Source organism: Pseudodesulfovibrio indicus (genome assembly GCF_001563225.1).
Taxonomy (GTDB): domain Bacteria; phylum Desulfobacterota; class Desulfovibrionia; order Desulfovibrionales; family Desulfovibrionaceae; genus Pseudodesulfovibrio; species Pseudodesulfovibrio indicus.
Map to the genome: position 1 here is coordinate 1,074,289 of NZ_CP014206.1, position 21,617 is coordinate 1,095,905.

The 21,617-nt window shown below is 65.3% G+C and carries 24 protein-coding genes and 2 pseudogenes; 10 read left to right on the plus strand and 16 right to left on the minus strand.

Translation table 11 applies throughout. The features are described from left to right. Positions 1-163: 163 nt before the first annotated feature. The 6 genes from AWY79_RS04970 to AWY79_RS04985 are packed head-to-tail and all read right to left on the minus strand — an operon-like array spanning position 164 to position 4,667. Positions 164-1,612, minus strand: coding sequence for a protein adenylyltransferase SelO (locus tag AWY79_RS04970; RefSeq protein ID WP_233491005.1), 1,449 nt, complete (start codon positions 1,610-1,612; stop codon positions 164-166). Further along, the gene (locus AWY79_RS19280) at positions 1,609-2,112 is read right to left on the minus strand and encodes a phosphotransferase (protein WP_233491006.1); all 504 of its coding nucleotides are present in this window, start codon (positions 2,110-2,112) and stop codon (positions 1,609-1,611) included. Before AWY79_RS19280 ends, AWY79_RS04970 begins: the two co-directional genes overlap by 4 nt. Further along, entirely contained in the window at positions 2,100-2,549 is a 450-nt protein-coding gene (locus AWY79_RS19285) for a phosphotransferase (protein WP_233491007.1), read from the minus strand. The genes AWY79_RS19280 and AWY79_RS19285 overlap by 13 nt, the downstream gene beginning before the upstream one ends. Before the next feature lie 8 nt (positions 2,550-2,557). Next, positions 2,558-3,106, minus strand: coding sequence for a lipoprotein (locus tag AWY79_RS04980; protein ID WP_066801109.1), 549 nt, complete (start codon positions 3,104-3,106; stop codon positions 2,558-2,560). A gap of 60 nt (positions 3,107-3,166) precedes the next feature. After that, the gene (locus tag AWY79_RS18655) at positions 3,167-3,898 is read right to left on the minus strand and encodes a hypothetical protein (protein ID WP_133987233.1); all 732 of its coding nucleotides are present in this window, start codon (positions 3,896-3,898) and stop codon (positions 3,167-3,169) included. 19 nt (positions 3,899-3,917) lie between these two features. Continuing rightward, positions 3,918-4,667 carry an SDR family NAD(P)-dependent oxidoreductase gene (locus tag AWY79_RS04985; protein WP_066801112.1) on the minus strand — a complete coding sequence of 250 codons (750 nt, stop codon included), beginning with the start codon at positions 4,665-4,667 and terminating at the stop codon, positions 3,918-3,920. Positions 4,668-4,718: 51 nt separating this feature from the next. On the opposite strand from AWY79_RS04985, the gene AWY79_RS04990 reads away from it, so the two are divergent. Both AWY79_RS04990 and AWY79_RS04995 read left to right on the plus strand, forming a co-directional pair. Continuing rightward, entirely contained in the window at positions 4,719-5,876 is a 1,158-nt protein-coding gene (locus AWY79_RS04990; protein WP_066801115.1) for a pyridoxal phosphate-dependent aminotransferase, read from the plus strand. Beyond that, positions 5,873-6,205 (plus strand): TraR/DksA family transcriptional regulator, encoded by a 333-nt coding sequence (locus AWY79_RS04995; protein ID WP_066801126.1) that lies wholly within the window; start codon positions 5,873-5,875, stop codon positions 6,203-6,205. Before AWY79_RS04990 ends, AWY79_RS04995 begins: the two co-directional genes overlap by 4 nt. Positions 6,206-6,209: 4 nt before the next feature. Here AWY79_RS04995 and AWY79_RS05000 read toward each other — a convergent pair whose 3' ends face one another. The 3 genes from AWY79_RS05000 to AWY79_RS05010 all read right to left on the minus strand — a co-directional run bounded on the left by AWY79_RS05000 (position 6,210) and on the right by AWY79_RS05010 (position 8,601). After that, entirely contained in the window at positions 6,210-7,181 is a 972-nt protein-coding gene (locus AWY79_RS05000) for a 4Fe-4S binding protein (RefSeq protein WP_078063619.1), read from the minus strand. Between the two features lie 84 nt (positions 7,182-7,265). Continuing rightward, a complete protein-coding gene (locus AWY79_RS05005; protein ID WP_066801131.1) occupies positions 7,266-8,027 on the minus strand; it encodes a potassium channel family protein in 762 nt (253 codons plus the stop codon). Positions 8,028-8,040: 13 nt separating this feature from the next. Continuing rightward, entirely contained in the window at positions 8,041-8,601 is a 561-nt protein-coding gene (locus tag AWY79_RS05010) for a bacteriohemerythrin (RefSeq protein WP_066801134.1), read from the minus strand. 135 nt (positions 8,602-8,736) lie between these two features. Between AWY79_RS05010 and AWY79_RS05015 the strand changes: the two genes are divergently transcribed. The 8 genes and pseudogenes from AWY79_RS05015 (at position 8,737) to AWY79_RS05050 (ending at position 15,578) form a co-directional block, all read left to right on the plus strand. Then, a complete protein-coding gene (locus AWY79_RS05015) occupies positions 8,737-9,423 on the plus strand; it encodes an SOS response-associated peptidase (RefSeq protein ID WP_066801136.1) in 687 nt (228 codons plus the stop codon). Positions 9,424-9,549: 126 nt separating this feature from the next. Continuing rightward, entirely contained in the window at positions 9,550-11,154 is a 1,605-nt protein-coding gene (gene ffh, locus AWY79_RS05020; RefSeq protein WP_066801138.1) for a signal recognition particle protein, read from the plus strand. Between the two features lie 87 nt (positions 11,155-11,241). After that, the gene (rpsP, locus tag AWY79_RS05025; RefSeq protein WP_066801141.1) at positions 11,242-11,481 is read left to right on the plus strand and encodes a 30S ribosomal protein S16; all 240 of its coding nucleotides are present in this window, start codon (positions 11,242-11,244) and stop codon (positions 11,479-11,481) included. Positions 11,482-11,594: 113 nt separating this feature from the next. After that, the gene (locus tag AWY79_RS05030) at positions 11,595-11,828 is read left to right on the plus strand and encodes a KH domain-containing protein (RefSeq protein ID WP_015414977.1); all 234 of its coding nucleotides are present in this window, start codon (positions 11,595-11,597) and stop codon (positions 11,826-11,828) included. Positions 11,829-11,967: 139 nt separating this feature from the next. Further along, the gene (gene rimM, locus AWY79_RS05035) at positions 11,968-12,570 is read left to right on the plus strand and encodes a ribosome maturation factor RimM (RefSeq protein WP_066801145.1); all 603 of its coding nucleotides are present in this window, start codon (positions 11,968-11,970) and stop codon (positions 12,568-12,570) included. After that, positions 12,567-13,861, plus strand: a pseudogene (gene trmD / locus AWY79_RS05040) (tRNA (guanosine(37)-N1)-methyltransferase TrmD). The gene rimM and the pseudogene trmD overlap by 4 nt, the downstream one beginning before the upstream one ends. Positions 13,862-13,932: 71 nt before the next feature. Beyond that, entirely contained in the window at positions 13,933-14,283 is a 351-nt protein-coding gene (gene rplS, locus AWY79_RS05045; RefSeq protein WP_066801148.1) for a 50S ribosomal protein L19, read from the plus strand. 654 nt (positions 14,284-14,937) lie between these two features. Further along, positions 14,938-15,578: pseudogene (locus AWY79_RS05050) on the plus strand (ribonuclease HII). Between the two features lie 300 nt (positions 15,579-15,878). Here AWY79_RS05050 and smpB read toward each other — a convergent pair. The 7 genes from smpB to bioB all read right to left on the minus strand — a co-directional run bounded on the left by smpB (position 15,879) and on the right by bioB (position 21,466). Beyond that, positions 15,879-16,358, minus strand: coding sequence for an SsrA-binding protein SmpB (smpB, locus tag AWY79_RS05055; protein WP_066801150.1), 480 nt, complete (start codon positions 16,356-16,358; stop codon positions 15,879-15,881). A gap of 3 nt (positions 16,359-16,361) precedes the next feature. Beyond that, positions 16,362-18,146 (minus strand): phosphoenolpyruvate--protein phosphotransferase, encoded by a 1,785-nt coding sequence (gene ptsP, locus AWY79_RS05060; RefSeq protein ID WP_066801153.1) that lies wholly within the window; start codon positions 18,144-18,146, stop codon positions 16,362-16,364. Next, complete coding sequence (locus tag AWY79_RS05065) at positions 18,147-18,452, minus strand: HPr family phosphocarrier protein (protein WP_066801155.1); 306 nt, start codon at positions 18,450-18,452, stop codon at positions 18,147-18,149. 50 nt (positions 18,453-18,502) lie between these two features. Beyond that, positions 18,503-19,291 (minus strand): PTS system mannose/fructose/sorbose family transporter subunit IID, encoded by a 789-nt coding sequence (locus AWY79_RS05070; protein WP_066801157.1) that lies wholly within the window; start codon positions 19,289-19,291, stop codon positions 18,503-18,505. Positions 19,292-19,304: 13 nt separating this feature from the next. Beyond that, positions 19,305-19,853 (minus strand): biotin transporter BioY, encoded by a 549-nt coding sequence (locus tag AWY79_RS05075; protein ID WP_066801159.1) that lies wholly within the window; start codon positions 19,851-19,853, stop codon positions 19,305-19,307. Positions 19,854-19,930: 77 nt separating this feature from the next. After that, entirely contained in the window at positions 19,931-20,488 is a 558-nt protein-coding gene (locus AWY79_RS05080) for a biotin transporter BioY (protein ID WP_066801162.1), read from the minus strand. Between the two features lie 3 nt (positions 20,489-20,491). Beyond that, a complete protein-coding gene (gene bioB, locus AWY79_RS05085) occupies positions 20,492-21,466 on the minus strand; it encodes a biotin synthase BioB (protein ID WP_066801165.1) in 975 nt (324 codons plus the stop codon). Positions 21,467-21,617 lie beyond the last annotated feature (151 nt).

A 21,617-nucleotide genomic window follows, 5' to 3' on the forward strand; every position in this document is an offset into this window, starting at 1 on the left:
GTTCCGGTTCATTGACGAACCGGAACCCTTTGTCCCGTCTCCGCCCCCGCGAAGCGGCACCAGAAAGTTTGGGAAAAGGAGGGGATGGGGGTCCGGGGGAAGGGGAGGAAAGAACCCTTTTCAAAGGGTTTTTCCTCCCCTTCCCTCGGCCGCCGGAGGCTTCCTATGTGCCGCAGAAGGTTTGGTGGACGCGCTCGTGGGGTTGGGGCGGCGCGGCGAGGTCGGCGTATTCGGTCCGGTCCTCATAGGGATTGGCCAGGGCATCGATGAGCCGGTCGGCCGGGGTGGAGTCGTTGTCTTCCACGGCGGCCCGGATGGCCTGCTCGATGCGGTGGGTGCGCGGGATGAGGGCCGGGTTGGCGGCGCGCATGGCGGGGCCGGGATCGGCGACCCCCGCGTCCCGGAGGGCTCCGTTCCAGTCGGCGAACCAGGGGGCGAGCGCTTCGGGATCGTTAAGCGCGGCGCGCAGCGGTTCGGGATCTTCGGTCGCCCGGGACAGGGCGCGGAAGGTGTTGGTGAAATCGGCGCGGGCGCGGCGCAGGAGGTCGAGGAATCCGCGCGCAAGGGTAAAATTCGTGTCGCTGTCGGGCAGCCCGATCTTGCGGCACAGTTGCTCGCGGTAGTGGCGGGTGAAGGCCGGGATGAACCCTTCGAGGACCGCTTCGCCCGCTTCGTGCGCCGTGTTTTCGTCCGGGCCGAGCAGGGGGATGAGGCAGCCGCCGAGACAGGCCAGGTTCCAGGCCGCGATGGTCGGCTGCTGGTTGAAGGCGTAGCGCCCGGTGTGGTCGATGGAGCTGAACACGGCGCCGGGGTCGTACTCGTCGATAAAGGCGCACGGCCCGTAGTCGATGGTCTCGCCGGACACGGCGGTGTTGTCCGTGTTCATGACCCCGTGCACGAAGCCGACGCACATCCACTTGGCCATGAGCCGCGCCTGGCGCTCGCAGACCGCCTGGAACAGGGCGAGGTACGGGTTGGCTGCCCCGCGCACGTCGGGATAGAGGCGGTCGATGACGTGGTCGGCCAGAAGTCTGAGTTCGTTTTCCATGCGCCGGGACGCGAAATATTCGAAGGTGCCGACGCGCACGAAGCTCGACGCCACGCGGGTCATGACCGCGCCGGGCAGCGGGGTCTCGCGGTGCACGGTCTCGCCCGTGGCGGCCATGGCCAGCCCGCGCGTGGTGGGGATGCCGAGCGCGTGCATGGCCTCGCTGACGATGTATTCGCGCAGCACCGGCCCCAGGGGGGAGCGCCCGTCGCCGCCGCGCGAGAACCGGGTGCGGCCCGATCCCTTGAGCTGGATCTCGAACCGCTCCCCCGCGTTGTTGACGACCTCGCCCAGGAGGTGCGCCCGGCCGTCGCCGAGCTGCGGCACGAAGTGGCCGAACTGGTGGCCCGCATAGGCCTGGGCAATGGGCTCGGAGCCGTTCAGCAGTCGGTTGCCGGTGAAGATCTCGGCCAGTTGCGCCGCGTCGTCGGGCAGGTCCAGGTCCAGGCGGTGGGCCAGGGCGCGGTTCAGGCGGATGAGCGACGGGGTGCTCACCGGGTCGGGGTCGATCCGTTGAAAGAAGGTCTCGGGCAGTCGGGCGTAGGTGTTCAGGAAGCGCATCATTCTCCGAGCAGTTTGTTCCAGGCGGGCAGCAGGGTGTCCAGGGAGTTGGCCAGGAGCCGCATGAACCGGGCCTCGGTGTCGATCATCTCCTGGTCCCGGCGCCGCAGCCATTCGGACATCCAGGCGAAGCGCACGGCCAGGACCAGCTCGGGCAGCAGGGCCAGGGATTTCCGGTCCAGGCAGCCCGCGTCGCGCAGGGTCAGGAGCAGGGCCGGGGCCAGTCCGCGCACCAGGGCGGGCGGGTCCTCGATGCCCACGCAGCCCAGGCAGTTGGCCGCGTCGAACAGGACGGGGCGGATGCCCGCGAACTCCCAGTCGATGACCGCGCCCACGGAGCGGCCCCGCCAGATCACGTTCAGGGGATGGAAATCGCCGTGGCAGAGTCCGCGCGGCAGGTCGTCCCAGCCTTCGAACAGGGGCAGCAGCGCGGACAGGGTGGGCAGCAGGACGTCGTGCAGGTCCGGGCGGCGCGAGGCCATGGCCGCCATCAGCTCGTCCACGTATCCCTCAAGGAGGAAGGGCGGCTCGGCGTCGAACTCGCGGACGTGGGGGAAGCGTGGCGCAGTCCGGCCAGGAACCGGCCCAGGTTCTCGCCGCGAGCCCCGTCGCGGATGAACTCCGGCCGGGGCAGGGGATCGCCGGGGACAAAGGGGGAGAGCTGGTGGCAATGGTTGTCGCGCTCCACGACGTACCGTCCGTCCGGGCCGGGAAGGTAGGGCGGCACGGGCAGCCCGGCCCCGGCCAGCGCGGCCAGGGCGCGGCCGATGCGCTCGCGGCGCGGTTCCTGGCCCGGCCGCAACCGCTCCAGGACCCAGACCTTGCCGTCGCCGTCCTCCACGGCCTGCCGCTGCAGGCAGCGGTCGGGACTGCCGGGCAGGGGGATGTCGGTCCGCAGCCTGCCCGGGGTCAGCCCCCAAAGGGGAAGCAGTTCGATCATCGGTCCGGCTATCGCTGCATGCCCAGGGCCTTGTACAGCCCGTCCATGTTGTCCAGGATGATGGCCTGCTCCGAGGCCGGGACCTGCTTGTCCACTTCGGCCTGGTAGGCCTCCATCTGGCCGGAAAGCTGCTGGCCCATCATCTGCTCCATGGCCTGGCGCTGCTCGGCGGGCATGTCCTTGAACTGCTCCTGCATCTGGCCCATGGCGCGGTGCATCTGCTCCACGTTCATCATGGTCATGGCGTGGCTGTAGATGTACATGAACCGCTCTTCGGACCAGCCGCGCGCCTTGACCGCGCCCAGGATGGCGGCGGACAAGGGCCCGTCGGAGACCTCGCCCATATCCTGCTGGCCCTGGGTCGTCAGGCCGGGAATGGCGGGCAGGTCGGCCAGGAATTTTTCAAACTCGTCGGCGGTGAAGGGGCCGCCCACGGCGGAGGCGATCTCCTTGCCCTCGTCGGACAGCTTCGGGTCGTCGGCGACCTCGTCGCCGGAGCAACCGGCAAGCAGGAACAGGGCCAGGAGCAGGAAAAATGCATAATGAAACTTTCTCATGAACGCCCCTTTAAGAGTTTTAGAGTTTTCAGGTTTAGTTTATACCATTGGCAATGGCGGTTATCCATTTAAAAATTGTTTTAATATCAGCCGTTCACCGCTGCCGATTATAAAAGAGGTTGTTGGATAGTCTGGATGTAATGTCTTACTGTGTTTGTTCTCCGGTAAAACTACATCTTTCAAGTACCAGATGGCGGGATTAAGACGGCGAAGGTCCCAGCCTAAGTGCTTTTCTAGTTTGACTATCGACGATAATTCTTCGTTGTTAAGCATCAAGCTGCTTATGGTTTTTGCGTCCTCGATTGGGTTGTTACCTAAAACCGGTGGATCAACCGAAATGTGTAGATTTATGGTTGAACTAATGTGGCTTATCCCATTTAAGGACTGAGAAATATTAATCAGGCCTAACTGTTCAAGCTCATGTAAAGCTTCATCAAGTGCCTGTTTTTCGATTGCAGGGAGTTCTTTTGTGATGTCTGAGTATCCATATATGTTGAACATTCCCTTCTTTGAATTTTGGGTAAAGTAGATAGCTAAATCCTTGGCTACCCCAATTAGTTCAATCGGGGGGGGATTTAAAATGCTGTCGTGAATCGTAAGCAGTTCATCATGTGAATTTACTTTGGAAGTGATATCTTCTTGCCATCTGAGTATCTCATTTTCCAAATCTGATGGTGATAAATATCCAAAGAATTCAGCTGCAACTGCGCTAATGGGAGTCGCTTGGGCAATAGATTTCAATAGAGCTCGTGTAAACTCTTTTCGTTTATCTCTGTTGGGCAGATCAATCATTATCCCTCCTATGTAGGTTTCAGATTTCCCGTATGTCCGCAATCTTGCCGTGGTAGGTGCGCGGATCGCCCTTGAGGAAGTCCACCAGCCCCCGCGCGGACTGCTGCGGGGTGAGGAGCAGGCCGTCCCGCTTCCATTTGGTGAAGACCGCCCGCAGCCGCTGGGCCTCGCCGCCCTCGGCCTGGCGCGCCTCGCGCTGCATGTCGGTCTCGACCACGCCGGGCCGCCAGATCACGGAGGTGATCTTCGGGGCCTCCTCGGCCAGTTGGCGGGCCAGGTGCTCCTCGGCGGCCTTGGCCGCGCAGTAGGTGCCGATGCCGGGCTGGACGCGGTCCGCCGCGCCGGAGCCGAAGAACACGGCCAGCCCCGAGCCGCGCTTCAGGAGCAGGGGAACGGCGTGGCGCATGAGCTGGTGCGCGCCGATGACCGAGGCGTCGAAGACCTCCTGGAACCGGGTCTTGTTCAGCTCCCAGACCGAGGGGCCGGGCGCGAGCACTCCGGCGGCGTGGATGAAGCCGTGGAAATCGCCCAGCTCGAAAGCCGTCTGGACCAGCTCCTGGGCCACGTTGCTGGACGACACGTCCCCGGCCAGACATTCGGCGCGGACCTTGTGCGCCCGGCACCGGTTCCGAACTTCGGTGAGTCTCGATTCGGTGCGCGCGCCCAGGACCAGGTTCACGCCCGCGCGGGCCAGCTCTTCGGCCAGGGCCGCGCCGATGCCGGCGGAAGCCCCGGTGAGCACCAGGGTTTTATTCCTAAGGGAAGTCATATATGGTGTTTCCTCGCTATCTGTTGGACATTTGCAATTGGAGAATACCCCATGTCGCTGAAAGTGAGCAAGCGCAGACCGCTCGTCGCGCAGTCCGAAATCCGGAACATGACCCTGGAATGCGCCAGGGTGTCCGGCGTGAACCTCGCCCAGGGCGTGTGCGACCTGCCCGTGCCGGAACCGGTCATCCGGGGCGCGGAGGAGGCCATGCGGGCCGGGACCAACATCTATACCCGGTTCGACGGGCTGCCGCGCCTGCGCAACGCCGTGGCCGCCAAGCAGAAGGCGTATGCGGGCATGGACGTGGACCCGGACGGCCAGGTGGTGGTCTCCGCCGGGGCCACGGGGGCGTTCTACGCCGCCTGCCTCGCCCTGCTCGACGAGGGCGACGAGGTTATCGTGTTCGAACCGTACTACGGTTACCACATCGTGACCATGGTCTCGCTGGGCATCAAGCCGGTCTCCGTCACCCTGGAGCCGCCAGACTGGGGTTTCGCGGCGGCGGACCTGGAGCGGGCGGTCAGCCCCAAGACCCGCGCCCTGATCCTGAACACCCCGTCCAATCCGGCGGGCAAGGTCTTCAGCCGCGAGGAGCTTGCGCTCATCGCCGACTTCGCCGAGGCGCACGATCTCTTCGTGTTCACCGATGAGATCTACGAGCATTTCGTGTTCGACGGTCACACGCACATCGCCCCGGCCACCCTGCCGGGCATGGCCCGCAGGACCATCACCATCTCCGGGCTGTCCAAGGTCTTCGCCATCACCGGCTGGCGGCTGGGCTACGCCATTTGCGACCCGGAGTGGGCGCTGGCCATAGGCCACTTCAGCGACCTGGTCTACGTCTGCGCCCCGGCCCCGCTCCAGATCGGCGCGGCCAAGGGGCTGGAGGAGCTCGGCCCGGATTATTACCGGGGCATCTCCGACGACCATCAGCTCAAGCGCGACCGGTTCTGCGAGACCCTGCGCGGGATCGGCCTGACCCCGCACGTCCCGGCGGGGGCGTATTACACCCTGGCGGACGTCACGTCCCTGCCGGGAAACACGGCCAAGGAGCGCGCCCTGTACCTGCTGGACAAGACCGGCGTGGCCTGCGTGCCCGGCTCGGCGTTCTATTCCGGGCCGGTGGGCGAAACCCTGGCGCGGTTCTGCTTCGCCAAGGAAATGGATATATTGGAGGATGCTATGCAGCGACTGGGGAGGCTTCGTTGACCGAGCGCCAGAAAGAGGAATTCATCAAGTTCGCGAAAGAGGAAATGACGGCGCTGAAGGCGGAGATTCCCCGCCTGGAGGAGCAGGTCAAGCCGGTGGCTCCGGACAACGCCATCGGGCGCATCTCGCGCATGGACACCATCGTCAACCAGTCCGTGGCCGAGACCCAGCTGTCCAAGGCCAGGGTGCGCCTGGCCCGGCTCCAGGAGGCGGTGAAGCGGGTGGACGACGAGGATTTCGGCCTGTGTCTGGACTGCGGGGAGCCGATCCCCATGGCCCGGCTCAAGGCCATGCCCGAGACCGGCTACTGCGTGGACTGCGCCGAGTAGGGCGCTACATGGCGCCCAGCGTGTAGAACCGCCGGAGCATCTCCTGCGGCATGGCGCTGTCCCAGTTCCCGGCGTACCCCGCCCATATCCGGGCGATCAGCAGGACCAGGATCACGCCCGCGCCCACCGAGGCCCAGGGGATTCGTTTGCGCCCGAGCACGGTGAAGGCGAGGCACCCCCTCACCGGGCAGGCCCCGATGCACTCCGCGCACCCCATGCATTCCGGGGACGTCACCGTCTCCTTCTTCTCCACCTCGATGGCGGCCGGGCAGCGGGCCGTGCACTTTCCGCAGCCTACGCAGGTGTCCGCGTCGCGGGTGACGTGCACCGGCCCGACCCAGGCGGCCAGGCCGAGCAGCGCCCCGTAGGGGCAGAGGCAGCGGCACCAGAAATTGCGGATCACCAGCGAGAGCGCGATCAGCACCCCGATGACCAGCAGGGCCGTGGCCGACGGCGACAGGAAGAAGTCGAGCATCCGGGCGTCGGACGTGACGTTGAACGGGCTGCGCAGGAAAGCGTCCAGGGAGCGCCCGTCCATGGTCAGGACCGGGAACAGGAACGCGCCGAGGAACAGGAACTTGAGGGAGCGCAGGGGCAGGTCGATGAAGCGGGGCGGGACCTTGGCCAGCCCCAGCCGACGTCCGGCCCGCTCCAGCAGGCCGGAGAGCAGCCCCACCGGGCAGACGTAGCCGCAAAATCCCTTGCGCAGAAGGAACGCCATGGCCAGGATTGCCAGGAAGATGGTCAATCCGGCCGGATGCGCCCGGTCCCACAGCCCGGTGGCCAGGAACTTGCGCAGGCCGAGCAGGGCGCTGATGGGCAGAAAGCCCTCCACCGCGCCCGGTTTGGGGGTGAACAGCTCGGTGCGGCCCGAAACCCAGTCCAGGAAGAGGACGAAGCGGTAGCCGACGTAGAGGCAGAATAGGGCGAAGCCGGCCTGGACGGCCAGCCGGAATCGGGCGGGTGTGATTTTCATGGGGACCTGTCTTGTCTGGCGGGTCCCTATACCCATCGCGTCCTGCTGGCAACCCGTTGCACAGCGGATGCACAATCCGGCGGGCTACTCCCTGTCCGAAGGTCGTTTCCCGGTCACTCCGCGGGTGATGATCCCGACCATGAGCGCGAACATGAAATAGCTGAGCAGGCTCTGGATGATGAGCAGCCCCTTGGCGTCTCCGGTCCGGGGCACGAAGTCGCCGAATCCCAGGGTGGTCATGGTCACCACCGTGAAATACAGGGCGTTGACCAGGCTGTCCCCGTTGTCGGGGAAACCGAAGGCGGGCGGCGCTCCGGCCAGGATGTGCAATCCGTCCAGGGCCGCGTTGACCAGGGTGAACCCGATGAGCGTGGTGAGGTAGATGCGCAGCAGCTCGCCCACGTCTTCCCAGGTGATGACGCTGCCGGGCCGGAGCATGATCTCCGTGCGGCGGATGAAGGCCCGCAGATTCCAGATCAGGATGGTCCAGATGATCGCGGACAGGGCCAGGACGGTCCAGCTTCCGGTGGTCAGCAGCACGTCCGCGGCCCCGCCCAGGAACCCGGCCAGGGCGGCCTTGCGGATGAAGGCCCGGGACACCGGCACGCGGCCGATCGCACTGCGGCGGGCGGTGAGGTTGCGGCGCAGGTGGAAGACCGTGATCAGCCCGGCCACGGCCAGCCCGTTGAGCGCGCCTCCGGCCAGGTCCCCAACCCCGTTTTGGGGAAGAAGGTCGGGCAACCCGGCCTGCTTGGCCGCCAGCAGAAGGATCGCCCCGACAAAGAAGCAGGGGACGAAGTGGGTCAGCACCACTTTGAGAAAGGTCGGTTCGGAAGAGGGTGTCACGGGGTTCCGCCGGTCAGGAGGTTTGGCGCAGGGCCTTGATGAACTGCTTGTAGCCCACGATGACGATGGGCCTGTTCAGCAGGGAGTCGATGAGGTGGACGTAGAGGTCTTCCCGCCGTTCCGGGGTCAGCGCGGCGAGGACGTCCGCATAGCCCCGGTCCTCGGTCTTGATGTGCGACACCCACCACTTGGCGATGGGGCGCAGCTGGTCCATGCCGTTGTCGCCGGACCGCGCCCGGAGCATGATGTCCTGGTGGAAGTGGCCCATGATGTCGTCGCGGAACACCTGGTGGCGCATCTTGTGTCCGGCCACGGTTTCCGTGGAGTAGTCGAAGTGGTCCTCAAGGATGTCCAGGACGCGCTCCTCAAGCTCCAGGTGCTGCTGGGTGAACCGGTTCAGGAAGCTGAATATCTTGGCGAGGTTTTCCTTGGTGGCGTTGAACTTGCCGGAATTGAGCTTGTTCCACCACGTGTCGATGAGCCGCAGGATGCTGCGGTGCTGGTTGTCCAGGTATTCCATGTGGACGGACAATTCGGGCGTCCAGATGAGTGCGGAATGGGTTTGGCTGTTCATGCTGCTCAGGGATCAGGTTTTAAATGTTATATCCGCATTCTTTCTTCCGTGTCCAGACGCGATCGGAATGAGTCGATGGGAAGCGGCGCTGGACGGGGGTGGCAAAAGCGGCACGGCCGGTGTATGTCGGGAGCCATGTGCGGAAGATTCGCCCTCGGCATCCCGAAGAAACGGCTGGAAGAGGTCTTCGGCCTCCCCGTACCCGAAGAATACGCGCCCCGGTACAACGCGGCTCCCGGCACGGACGTGCTCGCCGTGAGCGGACGGGGCTTCGTGTTCCGCCGCTGGGGGCTGGTTCCGTCCTGGGCCGACGACCCCAAGATCGGCTGGAAGCTGGTCAACGCCCGCGCCGAGACCGTGTTCGACAAGCCGTCCTTTCGCGAGGGCGCGCGCTCGGACCGGCTGCTGGTTCCGGCCCAGGCGTTTTACGAGTGGCGGCGCGAGGGCCGGGTGCGGACGCCCTTCGCCGTGGAGGTGCGGGACGAGGATTGCTTTGCCATGGCCGCCGTGGGCAGCGTCTGGACCGACCCGGCCACGGGCGGACTCCTCGAGACCCTGGCCGTCCTGACCTGCGCACCCAATGCGCTCGTGGCCCAGATCCACGACCGCATGCCGGTCATCCTGCCGCCCTCGGCCTGGGCGGCCTGGCTCGACCCCGGCGCGGGATCGCCTGAAGGGCTGGCGCCGCTGCTGGTCCCGTATCCGGCCGACGCCATGCGCGCCCGGCCCGTGTCCGCGCGGGTCAATTCGCCCGTTGCCGACGGGCCGGAGCTGCTCGAACCGGTTCCGCCGCCGCCTTCCCGGCAGGGCTCGCTGCTCTGAGCCGTGCCGCGCCGCCCTTGACTATCCGGGCGATCTGGCTTAACAAACGTCCTCTTTGCCCGCGATGGACGGTGGCTTTCGTGCGGCCAAAAGAAATAAATTTAGTTATTCCAGGGAGTTGATAAGTTGTTCGAGAGCCTGCAAGAAAGACTCGGCGCCGCCTTCTCCAAGTTGGGCGGCAAAAAGACCCTTGACGAGAACAATATCAAGGAGGGTCTGAGGGAGGTGCGTCTCGCGCTCCTGGAGGCCGACGTCAACTTCAAGGTGGTCAAGCAGTTCGTTGACCAGGTCAAGGAACGCGCTCTCGGCGACGAGGTTCTGAAGGGCCTGGAGCCCGGCCAGCACTTCATCAAGATCGTCAACGAGGAGCTCATCGAGCTGCTCGGGGGCGAGCAGAAGGACCTGGACCTCAAGGCAAGCGCTGCGCTGCAGGCAACTGGGCAGCGACCTCAGAGATCGCGCTCGAAGGACCTGGACCTCAAGGCCAAGCCGCTGAAGCTGATGATGGTCGGCCTGCAGGGTTCGGGCAAGACCACCTCCTCGGGCAAGATCGCGCTCTTCCTGCGCAAGCAGCACGCCAAGAAGCCGTACCTGGTCCCGGCGGACGTCTACCGCCCGGCGGCCATCGACCAGCTGAACACCCTGGCCAAACAGCTCGACGTGCCGGTCTACCCGTCCACCACGGACATGAACCCGGTGGACATCTGCAAGGACGCGCTCAAGAAGGCCGAGGAGCTGGGCTGCGACCTGGTGCTCTTCGACACCGCGGGCCGGCTGCACATCGACGAGAAGTTGATGGACGAGCTTGAGAACATCAAGCGCGAGTGTCGGCCGCAGGAAATTTTGTTCGTGGCCGACGCCATGACCGGCCAGGACGCGGTGACCGTGGCCGAGAGCTTCAACGAGAAGCTCGGCATCACCGGCGTGGTCCTGACCAAGATGGACGGCGACGCCCGAGGCGGCGCGGCCCTGTCCATCAAGACCGTCACCGGACGGTCGGTCAAGTTCGTGGGCGTGGGCGAGAAGCTGTCCGACCTGGAGCTGTTCCACCCGGACCGCATCGCGTCGCGCATCCTCGGCATGGGCGACATGATGACCCTCATCGAGAAGGCCCAGAGCCAGATCGACGAGGACGAGGCCAAGGCGCTGGCCGAGAAGATGGCCAAGGCGGAGTTCGATTTCGAGGACTTCCTGGGCCACATGAAGAAGCTCAAGAAGCTCGGCTCCATGGAGGGGCTGCTCAAGATGATTCCCGGCATGGGCAACATCATGAAGCAGCTGGGCGACAACGCCCTGCCCGAGGACGAGATGAAGCGCACCGAGGCGATCATCTCCTCCATGACCATCAAGGAGCGCCGCCAGCCCGACCTGCTCAAGAGCGCGTCCCGCAAGGACCGCATCGCCAGGGGCTCCGGCGTCAAGGTCGCCGAGGTCAACGCGCTCATCAAGAATTTCAAGCAGATGAGCAAGGTCATGCAGTCCATGATGGGCGGCGGCAAGAAGAAGGGCAAGTTCGGCCTGCCCAAGCTTCCCGGACTGGGCGGCGGCGGAATGCCCGACATGTCCGCCCTGGGCGGCGGCATGCCCGGAATGCCGGGAATGCCCGGTATGCCCGGTATGCCCGGCATGGAGGAGGACGGCGCCAAGCGGACCATCTCCAAGAAGACGCTCAAAGAGCGCAACAAGAAAAAGCTGAACAAAAAGAAGAACAAGAAAAAGAAGAAAAAGTAGGTTCAGGGCGAATAGGCCCTTCAAATGATAAAACTTGCCAATGAGTGGGCAAAAACGTATTAATCAACTATTGGGAGTATAAGAATCATGGCTATGAAAATCAGACTGTCCCGTATGGGTTCCAAGAAGCGTCCCTTTTACCGCGTGGTGGCTCTCGACAGCGCCGTGCGCCGCGACGGACGCCCGGTCGAATTCCTGGGACACTACAATCCCATGGTCGAGCCGAACGACATCCAGCTCGATATGGACAAGATCAGCAAGTGGCTTGAAAAGGGCGCTGAGCCCAGCAATACGGTTCGTTCTCTGCTGAAGAAAGCCGGCAAATAGCTTGCGCTTCTTTTGACGGCCGGGCCTTGTAGACCCGGCTTGAAGAGTCCGGACCACATTTGGCAGCTCATGTTCATGGCGCGCGGCGACGCGCCAGCACCGGAGGTGACGTCATGTTGAAAGAGATGATCGAGTACATTGCCAAGTCCCTGGTGGACAACCCGGACGAAGTGCATGTTTCTGAAGTCGAAGGCGAGCAGACCTCGGTAATAGAGCTGAAGGTGGCCAAGGAAGACCTCGGCAAGGTGATCGGCAAGCAGGGACGCACGGCGAGAGCCATGCGCACGCTGCTCGGAGCCGCCTCCACCAAGGCCCGGAAACGGTCCGTGCTGGAGATCCTCGAGTAGTTTTCCCCTTCGGGGACGGCTGAACATTGCACGTCCGCCCGCCGCTCCAGGCGGGCGGGACGCAAAGAAGACCTGGACCGGCGTACGGCGCAAGCCGTGCGGCGGCCCCGGTCTTTTGCACCAACCGCACGGAAGGCGCATGAAGAAAGAGCCCGGTTTCATCCCCGTGGGCGGGGTGGTCAAGGCGCACGGAATTCGAGGGGAGTTCGGCATACGAAGCTATGCGGACTCCCCGGCCCTTTTCGACGCGGTCCCGGCCCTGTTCCTGTCCGACGGCAAGGGGCGCCCCAGGCCCATCGAGATCGCTTCCTGGCGTCCGCACAAGGAGCTCATCCTGATGACCTCGCCCCAGGTGACCGACCGCGACCAGGCCGAGGCCCTTCGCGGCCGCGAACTGCTGGTGCGCGAACAGGACCTGCCCGAGTTGGAGGACGGCGAGCTTTACCTCCACGAACTCATCGGCTGCCGCGTGGTCCTGACCGACGGGTCTCCGGTGGGCGAGCTGACCGGGTTCTACGAGACCGGCGAACAGGATACCTGGGTCATCGTCAACGAGGCTGGGGTCGAGATCCTGCTGCCCGCCGTGCCGGAGTTCGTCCTGGACGTGGACCTGGACTCGGAGACCATCGTCATCGAGCCGCCCGAGGGGCTGCTGGACCTGTACCTCTCCCCGCCGCCGGAAAAGCCCGCAAAGCCGAAGAAACCCAGGCCGCCCCGCGCGAAAAAGCCGCAAGCCTCATGAATTTCCACCTCGTCTCCATCTTCCCGCACTACTTCGAGTCCCCGCTGTCCAGCGGGCTGATGTCCAAGGCCGTGGAGACCGGCCTGGTGACCCTCGACCCGGTGGACGTCCGCCAGTTCGCGGGCGGGGTGCACAAGTCCGTGGACGACCGCCCCTTCGGCGGCGGCCCGGGCATGCTGCTCAAGCTCGATCCCATGATCGCGGCGCTGGATTCCATCGAGTCCAAGGGGCGCATCCTGATGCTCTCCCCGCGCGGCAAGCCGTTCAACCAGGCCATGGCCCGCGAGCTCTCCGCCGAGCCGGACGTGACCCTGATCTGCGGACGGTACGAGGGCATCGACGAGCGGCTGCTGGACCTCTATCCCATCGAGCTGGTCTCGGTGGGCGACTTCGTGCTCAACGGCGGCGAGATCGGCGCGGTCTGCATGGTCGAGGCCATCGCCCGGCTGCTGCCCGGCTTCATGGGCCACGAGGATTCGGGCGAGGAGGAGTCCTTCTCCGCCGGGCTGCTCGAATACCCGCACTACACCCGGCCCGAGGAGCACGACGGCCTGGCCGTGCCCGAGGTCCTGCGCTCCGGCGACCACGGCAAGATCGCCCAGTGGCGGCGCGAGCAGTCCCTGACCGCCACCCTGCGCGACCGGCCCGACCTGCTGCCCACGGCCCGGTTGACCGTGGAGGACGTGGATTTCCTGCGCCGCCTGCCGCGCACCCGGCTGGGGCGCAACCTGTACATCGCCCTGTGCCATTACCCGTGCACAACAAGTTCGGGGAGAAGGTGGCGGTGTCCGTGACCAACCTGGACCTGCACGACATGGCCCGCGTGGCCCGCAGCTACGGGCTGGGCGGGTTCTATGCCACCACGCCCATCCAGGACCAGAAGGCGCTGGCCGAAAAGCTCCTCTCCCACTGGCGGGAAGGGGCGGGCGGCAAGGCCAACCCGGACCGCGCCGAGGCCTTCTCCAAGGTCAAGGTTTTTGACGATATCGAGAGTGCGGTCCTTGACATCGAGGCCCAAACAGGGCAATGTCCCCGCCTCGCGGCCACTTCAGCAAGACTGGATCGCCGCCGGGAAGCCCAGCCCGCGCTGACCTTCGGGGATGTCCGGAACTGGCTCGCCAACACTCCAGTATTATTGATATTTGGTACTGGACACGGTCTGGCGGAAGAAGTCCTCTCCAAGACGGACGGCATAGTGAGGCCGCTTCGGTATTTGGATGACTACAACCATCTGTCGGTGCGGAGCGCGGTGGCGATCATCGTGGACCGGCTCGTGGCGGATGAGTACTAGAGGCGGATGACAAAAGGCGGGCGCTGCCTGCAAGAACATCGTCCAGCACTCTCAAATTTAAGGAGATCACCATGGACATCATCAAGAAAATCGAATCCGAACACATTCGTTTGGACATGCCCGAATTCAAGGCCGGCGACACCGTCAAGGTGCACTACCGGATCATCGAGGGCGAAAAAGAGCGCATCCAGGTCTTCCAGGGCGCGGTCCTGCGTCGCCGCCGCGGCACCACCAACTCCACCTTCACCGTGCGCAAGATTTCCGACGGCGTGGGCGTGGAGCGCGTGTTCCCCATGAACTCCCCGTTCATCGACCGCGTGGAAATCGTCTCCGAGGGCAAGGTCCGCCGCTCGCGCATCTACTACCTGCGCAATCTGCGCGGTAAGGCCGCCCGCATCAAGTCCAAGCAGATCTGGGAGTAATTTTTCGGATAAGCGGGCGTCTGCACCGCCGCTCGGCAAATCCGGACCCTTGCGTATTAGGATACGCGGCGGCCCCGGATTCGCCTCCCGTCGGCACAGTCACCCACTTCTCCAAAAAATTACAGGAAGATCAGATAGGAATATATGCCCGGAGTGTCCATCGACACTCCGGGCTTTTGTGCTTGTGTTTTGGGGTGGGCGGGCGTCTGCACCGCCGCTCGCGGAACCCGGACCCTTGCGTATTAGGATACGCGGCGGCCCCGGATTCGCCTCCCGTCGGCACAGCCACCCACTTCTCCAAAAAATTACAGGAAGATCAGACAGGAATATATGCCCGGAGTGTCCATCGACACTCCGGGCTTTTGTGCTTGTGTTTTGGGGTGGGCGGGCGTCTGCACCGCCGCTCGCGGAACCCGGACCCTTGCCTATTGGGATGCGCTACGGCCTCGGCTTCCGCTCCCGTCGGCACATCCACCCATTTCTCCAAAATATTGCAAGAAAACCGGTGAAATTTGCGCCCGGAGTGTCTCGCGACACTCCGGGCTTTTGTGGTTTGGATTCTTGGAGGAACGGTCTGGTACCTTGGTTTCCGGGGGCGGTTCGGAGTGGCTTTTCGGAACGATTTGAGGCACAAGCAGGGGCGGAGGAAGACCGATGGCGCAGGTGTTGTTGTTTGGCGGGCGGAGTTTCGAAGCCCATGAGATCGCCGGGGTGGACGAGGCCGGGCGGGGGTGTCTGGCCGGGCCGGTGGTGGCCGGGGCGTGCATCCTGCCGGTGGAGTACGACCTGCCGTGGCTGAACGACTCCAAGCAGCTCAGCGAGGCCAGGCGGGAAACGCTGTATCCGCTCATCCGGGAGCAGGCCGTGGCCTGGGGCGTGGGCGTGGCCTGGCCGTGGGAGATCGACGCCATCAATATTTTGCAGGCCACCTTCCGGGCCATGAGCCGGGCGGTGCGGGCCATGAAGGTCGAGCCGCGCTTCCTGCGCATCGACGGCGACAAGCTCATCCCGCGCCACGCACTTCAGCTGGACATCCCCAGGAATTCGTCATCAAGGGCGACGGCTCGGTCCCGGCCATCTCCGCCGCGTCCGTCCTGGCCAAGACCTTCCGCGACCGCCTCATGGTCCGCTTGGCCCGCCGCTATCCCGGCTACGGCCTGGAATCCCACATGGGCTACGGCACCAAGGCCCACGTCGAGGCCATCCGCACCCTCGGCCCTTGCCGCCTCCATCGGCTGACCTTCAAGAAGGTCAAACCCGAGGACAAGCCGCAGGTCCAGGCCTCCCTTTTCTAGGAATGCCTCCGGCGGCCAGGGGGGAAACCTCTTGAGAGAGGTTTCCCCCCTGGACCCCCCTTCCAGAACTTTTTGTGTGCCTTCGGCAGGTCCGTGCGGACGCAAAGTTCGTGCGGGGATTGTTTTGAAAAAGAATCGTGAAGCGGTGCGGCCTCTGATTATCTCCACACCTCGCGCAGCGACCCAAAGAGTTTAGGAAGGGAGATGGGGTTGGGGGGTCCAGGGGGGAAGGGGAAGAGGGGAACCCTTTGCAAAGGGTTCCCCTCTTCCCCTTCCCCCTGGCCGCCGGAGGCGAAAAACCTACTTGTACGCGGCCAGCTGGCGCTGGGTGTCGCGGGAGATGTCGCGTTCCTTGAGGTCCTGCTTCTTGGAGTGGACGTTCTTGCCGCGCCCCAGGCCGACCTGGACCTTCACCTTGCCGCGGCTGAAGTACATCTTCATGGGCACCACGGTCAGGCCCTTCTGTTCGGTCTTGGCCTGGAGGGTCGCGATCTCCTGCTTGTGGAGCAGGAGGCGGCGGGGCCGCTCGGGGTCGTGCTGGTCGTATGCCCCGGTCTTGTCGTAGGGCGCGATGTGCACGCCGAGCAGAAAGGCGGAGCCGTCGCGGAAGCCGACGTAGCCGTCCTTGAAGGATACCTGGCCGCCGCGCAGGGACTTGACCTCGGAGCCGACCAGGGAGATGCCCGCCTCGAAGGTCTCGAGGATCTCGTAGAGGCGGCGGGCCTGCTTGTTGACCGCGATGGTGTCCGGGGAGAGGGTCTTGTTTTTCTTTTTTGCCATGATCTAGCTGGGCAGCTCGTCGTTTTCGAGGAGCGAGGAGAAGAAGGTCACTTCCTCCGGGAAATGCTTGAAGATGTTGTCCATCACCAGGTTGTTGATGCGGCTGACCGTGCGGCACTCCAGGACGCCCTTGAGGAGCTGGCGGCAGTCGTGCATGTTGGTCTGCCGGATGATCCGCTTTATGCCGGGAATGGCCTGCGGGGTCATGGAGATGGAATCGATGCCCATGCCGAGCAGGATGGGTACGCAGAACGGGTCGGACGCCACCTCACCGCAGAGCGACACTTCTATGCCCGCCTGGTGCGCGGCGTCAACCACCAATTTGATGGCCCGCAGGGTGGCCGGGTGCAGCGGCTGGTACAGGTAGGACACGTGCCGGTTGGTGCGGTCCACGCCGATGGAGTACTGGATCAGGTCGTTGGTGCCGATGGAGAAGAAGTCCACCTCGTGGGCCAGGAACTCGGCGATGAGCACGGCGGCGGGCAGCTCGATCATGGTCCCGATGGGCATGTCCGGGTCGTAGTCCACGCCCTCGCGGCGCAGCTCGGCCTTGGCCTGGGCCAGCCACGCCTTGGCCTGGCGGACCTCCTTCACGCCGGAGATCATGGGGAACATGAGCGACACGTTGCCGTAGGCCGAGGCGCGCAGGATGGCGCGCAGCTGGGTCTTGAACAGCTGGGGGTTCTTGAGGCAGAAGCGGATGGCCCGCAGCCCCATGGCCGGGTTGGTCTCGTTCAGCTCGCCGAAGGTGGAGATGAATTTGTCGCTGCCCAGGTCCAGGGTGCGGAAGACCACCTTGCGCGGGGCCATGATGGCCGCCAGGTCGATGTACTTCTCGGCCAGCTCGTCCTCGGTGGGCAGGGTGGTCCGGTTCAGATAGGCGTACTCGGTGCGGTACAGCCCCACGCCCTCGCCGCCGTTGTCGATGACCGCGGCCACCTCCTCCACCAGCTCGATGTTGGCGTAGACCATGACCCGCGACCCGTCGAAGGTCTCGGCGGGCATCTGGCAGTGGCGCTTGATCTTGCGGGTGTAGTCCTCGAACAGGGCGGCCCGCTCATTGTAGTCGGCCAGCTCGTGCTCGGTGGGGTTGACCACGATCTTGCCGGTCAGCCCGTCGATGATCACCAGGTCGCCGTCGTGGACCGAGTCCTCCAGGCGGCCCACGCCGACCAGGGCGGGGATGCCGAGCGACCGGGCCATGATGCCGGTGTGCGAGGTCTTGCCGCCGCGCACGGTGGCAAAGGCCATGATCTTGTCCACCTGGAGCTCGACGGTGTCCGCCGGGGTCAGGTCGTGGGCCATGATGATGGCCCGCCCGGAGATGGCGGACAGGTCGGTGTGTACGCCCATGAGCTTGGTCAGCACCTTGTCCGCCACCACGCGCACGTCCTGCATGCGCTCGCGGATGTACTGGTCCTTGATGGCCTCGAAGGCGGCCTCCTGGTCGGAGACGGCCTTTTCCAGCGCCCAGGCCGCATTCAGGCCGAGGGAGGTGATGTATTTTTCGGAGGCCCCGGAGAGCTTGGGGTCCTTGAGCATCATCAGGTGGGTGTCGATGAGCGAGCCGTGGCTCTTGAGTTCCTCGGGCACCTGGGCGCGGATGACGGTCAGCTCCTTTTCCACGTCCTTGAAGGCCGCGTGGAGGCGCTCGATCTCCGCAGGCATGTCCTCGGAGGCGACGATCTGCCGGGGCAGGTTCGCCATGTGGTTCCGGTTGACGAAAAAGGCCTTGCCGATGGCAATGCCGGTGGCAACCGGTATGCCCGTGAGGATCGCGTCTGCCATCTAAGCCCCTTCGAATTTGTTCAGGAACAGCGATTCGAGTCGCTCCAGGGCGGCCTCGGCGTCCGCGCCCGATGCGCGGATCTCCAGGACGTTGCCCGGTCCTGCGGCCAGGGTCAGGATGTCGAGGATGGACTTGGCGTCCACCGTCTGGCCATCCAGGGCCAGAGAGATGTCCGCCTCGAACGCCTGCGCCTCCTGGGCGAGCCGCCCCGCGGGCCGCGCGTGCAGCCCGTTGTCGGAGGCGACGACGACTTTCCGGGATAGGTATTCCTCGGCCCCGCCTGTCGTGGTGATGTCGTCCGTCATTATCTATAACCTGCTTTTCAGATCGTGTTTATGGCTGATCGAGATAAAAATCACAAGCCAAATCCGTTTCTGGCCGTTGCCTCGATCCAGGGAAACAATTCGATGAACCCGACGAATACGGCCACGGCCAGCACGCGGGAAAGCAGCCCGGTGCGCACGTAGCGCGCGAAAAACATCAGGGCGGCCACGCCGATGAGCATCTCCCACCAGCGGTAGGGGCGCGGCCAGATGAGTATCCAGAGCCAGAGCAGGAGCGCGGCGTTGGCGTACTTGACCCTGCGGCCCCAGTTGATCAGGTCCCAGCGCTTGAGCCGCTCCAGGAACTTGAACCCCTGGCGGACGCCGCAGGTGAAGGTGTAGGCGCGGAACACCTGCAATCCCAGGAGCATGGCCAGCCCGAGGGCAAAGGCTGCCGCCGGGTTGCCCGAGAGCAGCAGGCAGATGGTCAGGAGCGCCCAGAAGATCAGCAGGCTGCCCGCGAACACCGAATCGCCGATGGCGGACAGGGTGTAGCTGGTGGTGTCGCGCACCTTGGCCAGCATGGCGGGCGGGAAATGCCCGGCGGAGATGGTCGTCTCCACGTTGAGCAGGATGCCGACCATGCACGGGGTCCAGAACGGGTGGGACTGGTAGTGGCGGGCGTACCGCTTCAGCGCGGTGCGCAGCTCCCGGCGGTCCTTGTGGATGGCCCGCAGCCCGGGCAGCATGGCGTACATCAGGCCGATGTTCTGCATGCCGCGCGTGTTGAACGCCGCGCCCGTCAGATAGCAGCGCAGGAAGCTGCGCAGGAAGGCCATCGTCCGGGTGTCGGCGTGGATGCGGGAGAGTCCGTGGGCCATGGTCCGTCGGTTCCTATGCGTTGGCGGGCATCAGCCGGGCGCGCGCCAGGACGCGGCCCACGGCCACGGCCATGCCGGTCTTGACCAGTCCCCAGAGCAGGAACGGGGCCACGCCCGCGTACCATGCCCGGGACCAGGTCAGGTCTAGGGAGAATTTGAGCCAGACCAGGCCCATGGCGAACAGGGCGGCCATGCCCAGGATGCCGAAGACGAAGCCGCGCGCCCAGGTCACGCCGGACGCGGTGCGCGCCAGGCCGGAGACCAGGGCCATGACCATGAACCCGACGAGGAACCCGCCTGTGGGGCCGAGCAGATGGCCCAGGCCGGACTTGCCGCCCGCGAACACGGGCAGCCCCGCAGTCCCGGCCAGTAGATAAAGGCCCACGGCCAGCGCGCCCCGACGGGGGCCGAGCACGAACCCGGCCAGGGTGACGAAAAAGGTCTGCATGGACACGGGCACCGGGCCGATGGGCAGGTTGGCGTAGGCCCCGGCAGCGATGAGCGCGGCCATGAGCGCGGTCCAGACCAGCCGGTGTATGTCGGAGAGAGGCGAATCGTTCATAGGGGTGTTTCCTAACAGGTTTTTCGGGGAAACGCACCAGCCCGGAGAACCCCTGTTCCGGGCGGGGAGGGGCGGCGTCAGCGGGGCGCGATGGCCAGGCGGACGAGATACCGGGCGCAGGCCAGGGCCGCGACGACCTTGATGATGTCCCAGGGGATGAACGGCAGGATGCCCACGGCCGCCGCCTTGGTCCAGGTCAGGTCCAGGACGGTCTTGAGCCAGGCCGCGCCCGCGACGTAGGCCGCGCCCACGCCCGCCAGCCCGGCACCCAGGCCGCGCGTCCAGGGCAGACGCCCGTCGGCGGTGCGGGCCAGGCCGCAGAGCAGGGCCGTGGCCAGGAACCCGAACAGGTAGCCCCCCGTGGGGCCGATGAGATGGGCCAGGCCGGACTTGCCGCCGGAAAAGACCGGCAGCCCGATGGTCCCGGCCAGCAGGTACAACCCCATGGCCAGCACCGCGCGCCGGGGGCCGAGCAGGTACCCGGCCAGGAAGATGAAGAACGGCTGCATGGACACCGGAACCGGGCCGATGGGCACGATGAGATACGCTCCGGCCCCGATGAGGGCGGCCATGAGCGCGGTCCAGACCAGCCGGTGCAGGTCGGAGAGGGGGCCTGTTTCGCGAAGGTCGGCCATGGGTCACTCCTTTGCCGGGACCTGTCCGGCCCGGCGGATGTCGTCGAGATCCGAGGCGGCGTCCGTGCCGCGCGTGGTCAGGTAGTCGCCGATCATCAGCCCGCTCGCGCCCGCGCCGAGCAGCTCGGCCTTGCGCGCCGCGCCGAACACCGTGGGCCGTCCGCCGCAGACGCGCAGCTGGCGGTCCGGGAGCAGGAACCGGTACAGGGCGACGATGCGCAGGGCCTCCTCCGGGGAGAGGGGCGCGCGGTCCTCCAGCGGGGTGCCGGGAATGGGCGTCAGGAAATTGATCGGCACCGAAGGCACGCCCAGTTCGCCCAGGAGCAGGGCCAGCTCCACCCGGTCGTCCCAGGTCTCGCCGATGCCGAAGATGCCGCCCGAGCAGACGTACAGCCCGGCGTCCAGCCCGGCGCGGACCGCGTCCACGTCCTCGGCGTAGGCGTGGGTCGTGCACATCTTGGGGAAATGGGTGGCCGAGGTCTCCAGGTTGTGATGGTAGCCGCGCAGCCCCGCCGCCTTGAGGCGCGCCAGCTGGACCCGGTCGAGGATGCCGGGGGAGAGGTCCGGGATCAGCCCGGCGGCGGCCACCGCGCGCACGCCGCGCTCGAATCCGTCCAGGTCGCACCCCCCGACCAGCTTGCCGCTGGCCACGATGCCGAAGCGCGAGGCCCCGGCTTCGCCCGCGCGGGCCGCCGCCTCGGCGATGGTCCCGGCGTCCAGCAGGGGGTGGGCAGGGCTGTTCGCCCGATGGTGGCCGGACTGGGCGCAGAAGGCGCAGTCCTCGGAACAGGTGCCGGATTTGGCGTTGATGATGGCGCACAGCCCGACCGCGTTGCCGAAGCGGGCCTCGCGGATGCGGTGCGCGTGACCGAGCAGCTCCGGGAGCCGGTCCGGTTCCAGGTCGATGAGGTAGCGGATTTCGGAATCCGAGGGCGCGCGCCCGTCGAGGACCGCGCGGGAGATGGCCTTCAAGCTCATGCGCGCTTATTGGACCGCTCCCGTCCAGAAGTCAAGCCGCCCGCAAACGCCCGTTTGACGCGGACTATGTGAATTAAAGAATTTGCGAAGGGGGTTGCCACGACGAGGAAAAGGGCTACACTGGAATGTGCAAATGAATTCTGGAGGTGAT

Excerpts from the sequence above, each read along its gene's own strand:
- AWY79_RS05075 (WP_066801159.1), bottom strand. The coding sequence starts at position 19,853 with ATGAACGATTCGCCTCTCTCCGACATACACCGGCTGGTCTGGACCGCG.
- AWY79_RS05070 (WP_066801157.1), bottom strand. The coding sequence starts at position 19,291 with ATGGCCCACGGACTCTCCCGCATCCACGCCGACACCCGGACGATGGCC.
- AWY79_RS04980 (WP_066801109.1), bottom strand. The coding sequence starts at position 3,106 with ATGAGAAAGTTTCATTATGCATTTTTCCTGCTCCTGGCCCTGTTCCTG.
- ptsP (WP_066801153.1), bottom strand. The coding sequence starts at position 18,146 with ATGGCAGACGCGATCCTCACGGGCATACCGGTTGCCACCGGCATTGCC.
- AWY79_RS18655 (WP_133987233.1), bottom strand. The coding sequence starts at position 3,898 with ATGATTGATCTGCCCAACAGAGATAAACGAAAAGAGTTTACACGAGCT.
- AWY79_RS04970 (WP_233491005.1), bottom strand. The coding sequence starts at position 1,612 with ATGATGCGCTTCCTGAACACCTACGCCCGACTGCCCGAGACCTTCTTT.
- AWY79_RS05080 (WP_066801162.1), bottom strand. The coding sequence starts at position 20,488 with ATGGCCGACCTTCGCGAAACAGGCCCCCTCTCCGACCTGCACCGGCTG.
- AWY79_RS19285 (WP_233491007.1), bottom strand. The coding sequence starts at position 2,549 with ATGATCGAACTGCTTCCCCTTTGGGGGCTGACCCCGGGCAGGCTGCGG.
- AWY79_RS05030 (WP_015414977.1), top strand. The coding sequence starts at position 11,595 with ATGTTGAAAGAGATGATCGAGTACATTGCCAAGTCCCTGGTGGACAAC.
- AWY79_RS05010 (WP_066801134.1), bottom strand. The coding sequence starts at position 8,601 with ATGAACAGCCAAACCCATTCCGCACTCATCTGGACGCCCGAATTGTCC.
- AWY79_RS04985 (WP_066801112.1), bottom strand. The coding sequence starts at position 4,667 with ATGACTTCCCTTAGGAATAAAACCCTGGTGCTCACCGGGGCTTCCGCC.
- smpB (WP_066801150.1), bottom strand. The coding sequence starts at position 16,358 with ATGGCAAAAAAGAAAAACAAGACCCTCTCCCCGGACACCATCGCGGTC.
- AWY79_RS05065 (WP_066801155.1), bottom strand. The coding sequence starts at position 18,452 with ATGACGGACGACATCACCACGACAGGCGGGGCCGAGGAATACCTATCC.
- rpsP (WP_066801141.1), top strand. The coding sequence starts at position 11,242 with ATGGCTATGAAAATCAGACTGTCCCGTATGGGTTCCAAGAAGCGTCCC.
- AWY79_RS05000 (WP_078063619.1), bottom strand. The coding sequence starts at position 7,181 with ATGAAAATCACACCCGCCCGATTCCGGCTGGCCGTCCAGGCCGGCTTC.
- AWY79_RS05015 (WP_066801136.1), top strand. The coding sequence starts at position 8,737 with ATGTGCGGAAGATTCGCCCTCGGCATCCCGAAGAAACGGCTGGAAGAG.
- AWY79_RS04990 (WP_066801115.1), top strand. The coding sequence starts at position 4,719 with ATGTCGCTGAAAGTGAGCAAGCGCAGACCGCTCGTCGCGCAGTCCGAA.
- rplS (WP_066801148.1), top strand. The coding sequence starts at position 13,933 with ATGGACATCATCAAGAAAATCGAATCCGAACACATTCGTTTGGACATG.
- rimM (WP_066801145.1), top strand. The coding sequence starts at position 11,968 with ATGAAGAAAGAGCCCGGTTTCATCCCCGTGGGCGGGGTGGTCAAGGCG.
- bioB (WP_066801165.1), bottom strand. The coding sequence starts at position 21,466 with ATGAGCTTGAAGGCCATCTCCCGCGCGGTCCTCGACGGGCGCGCGCCC.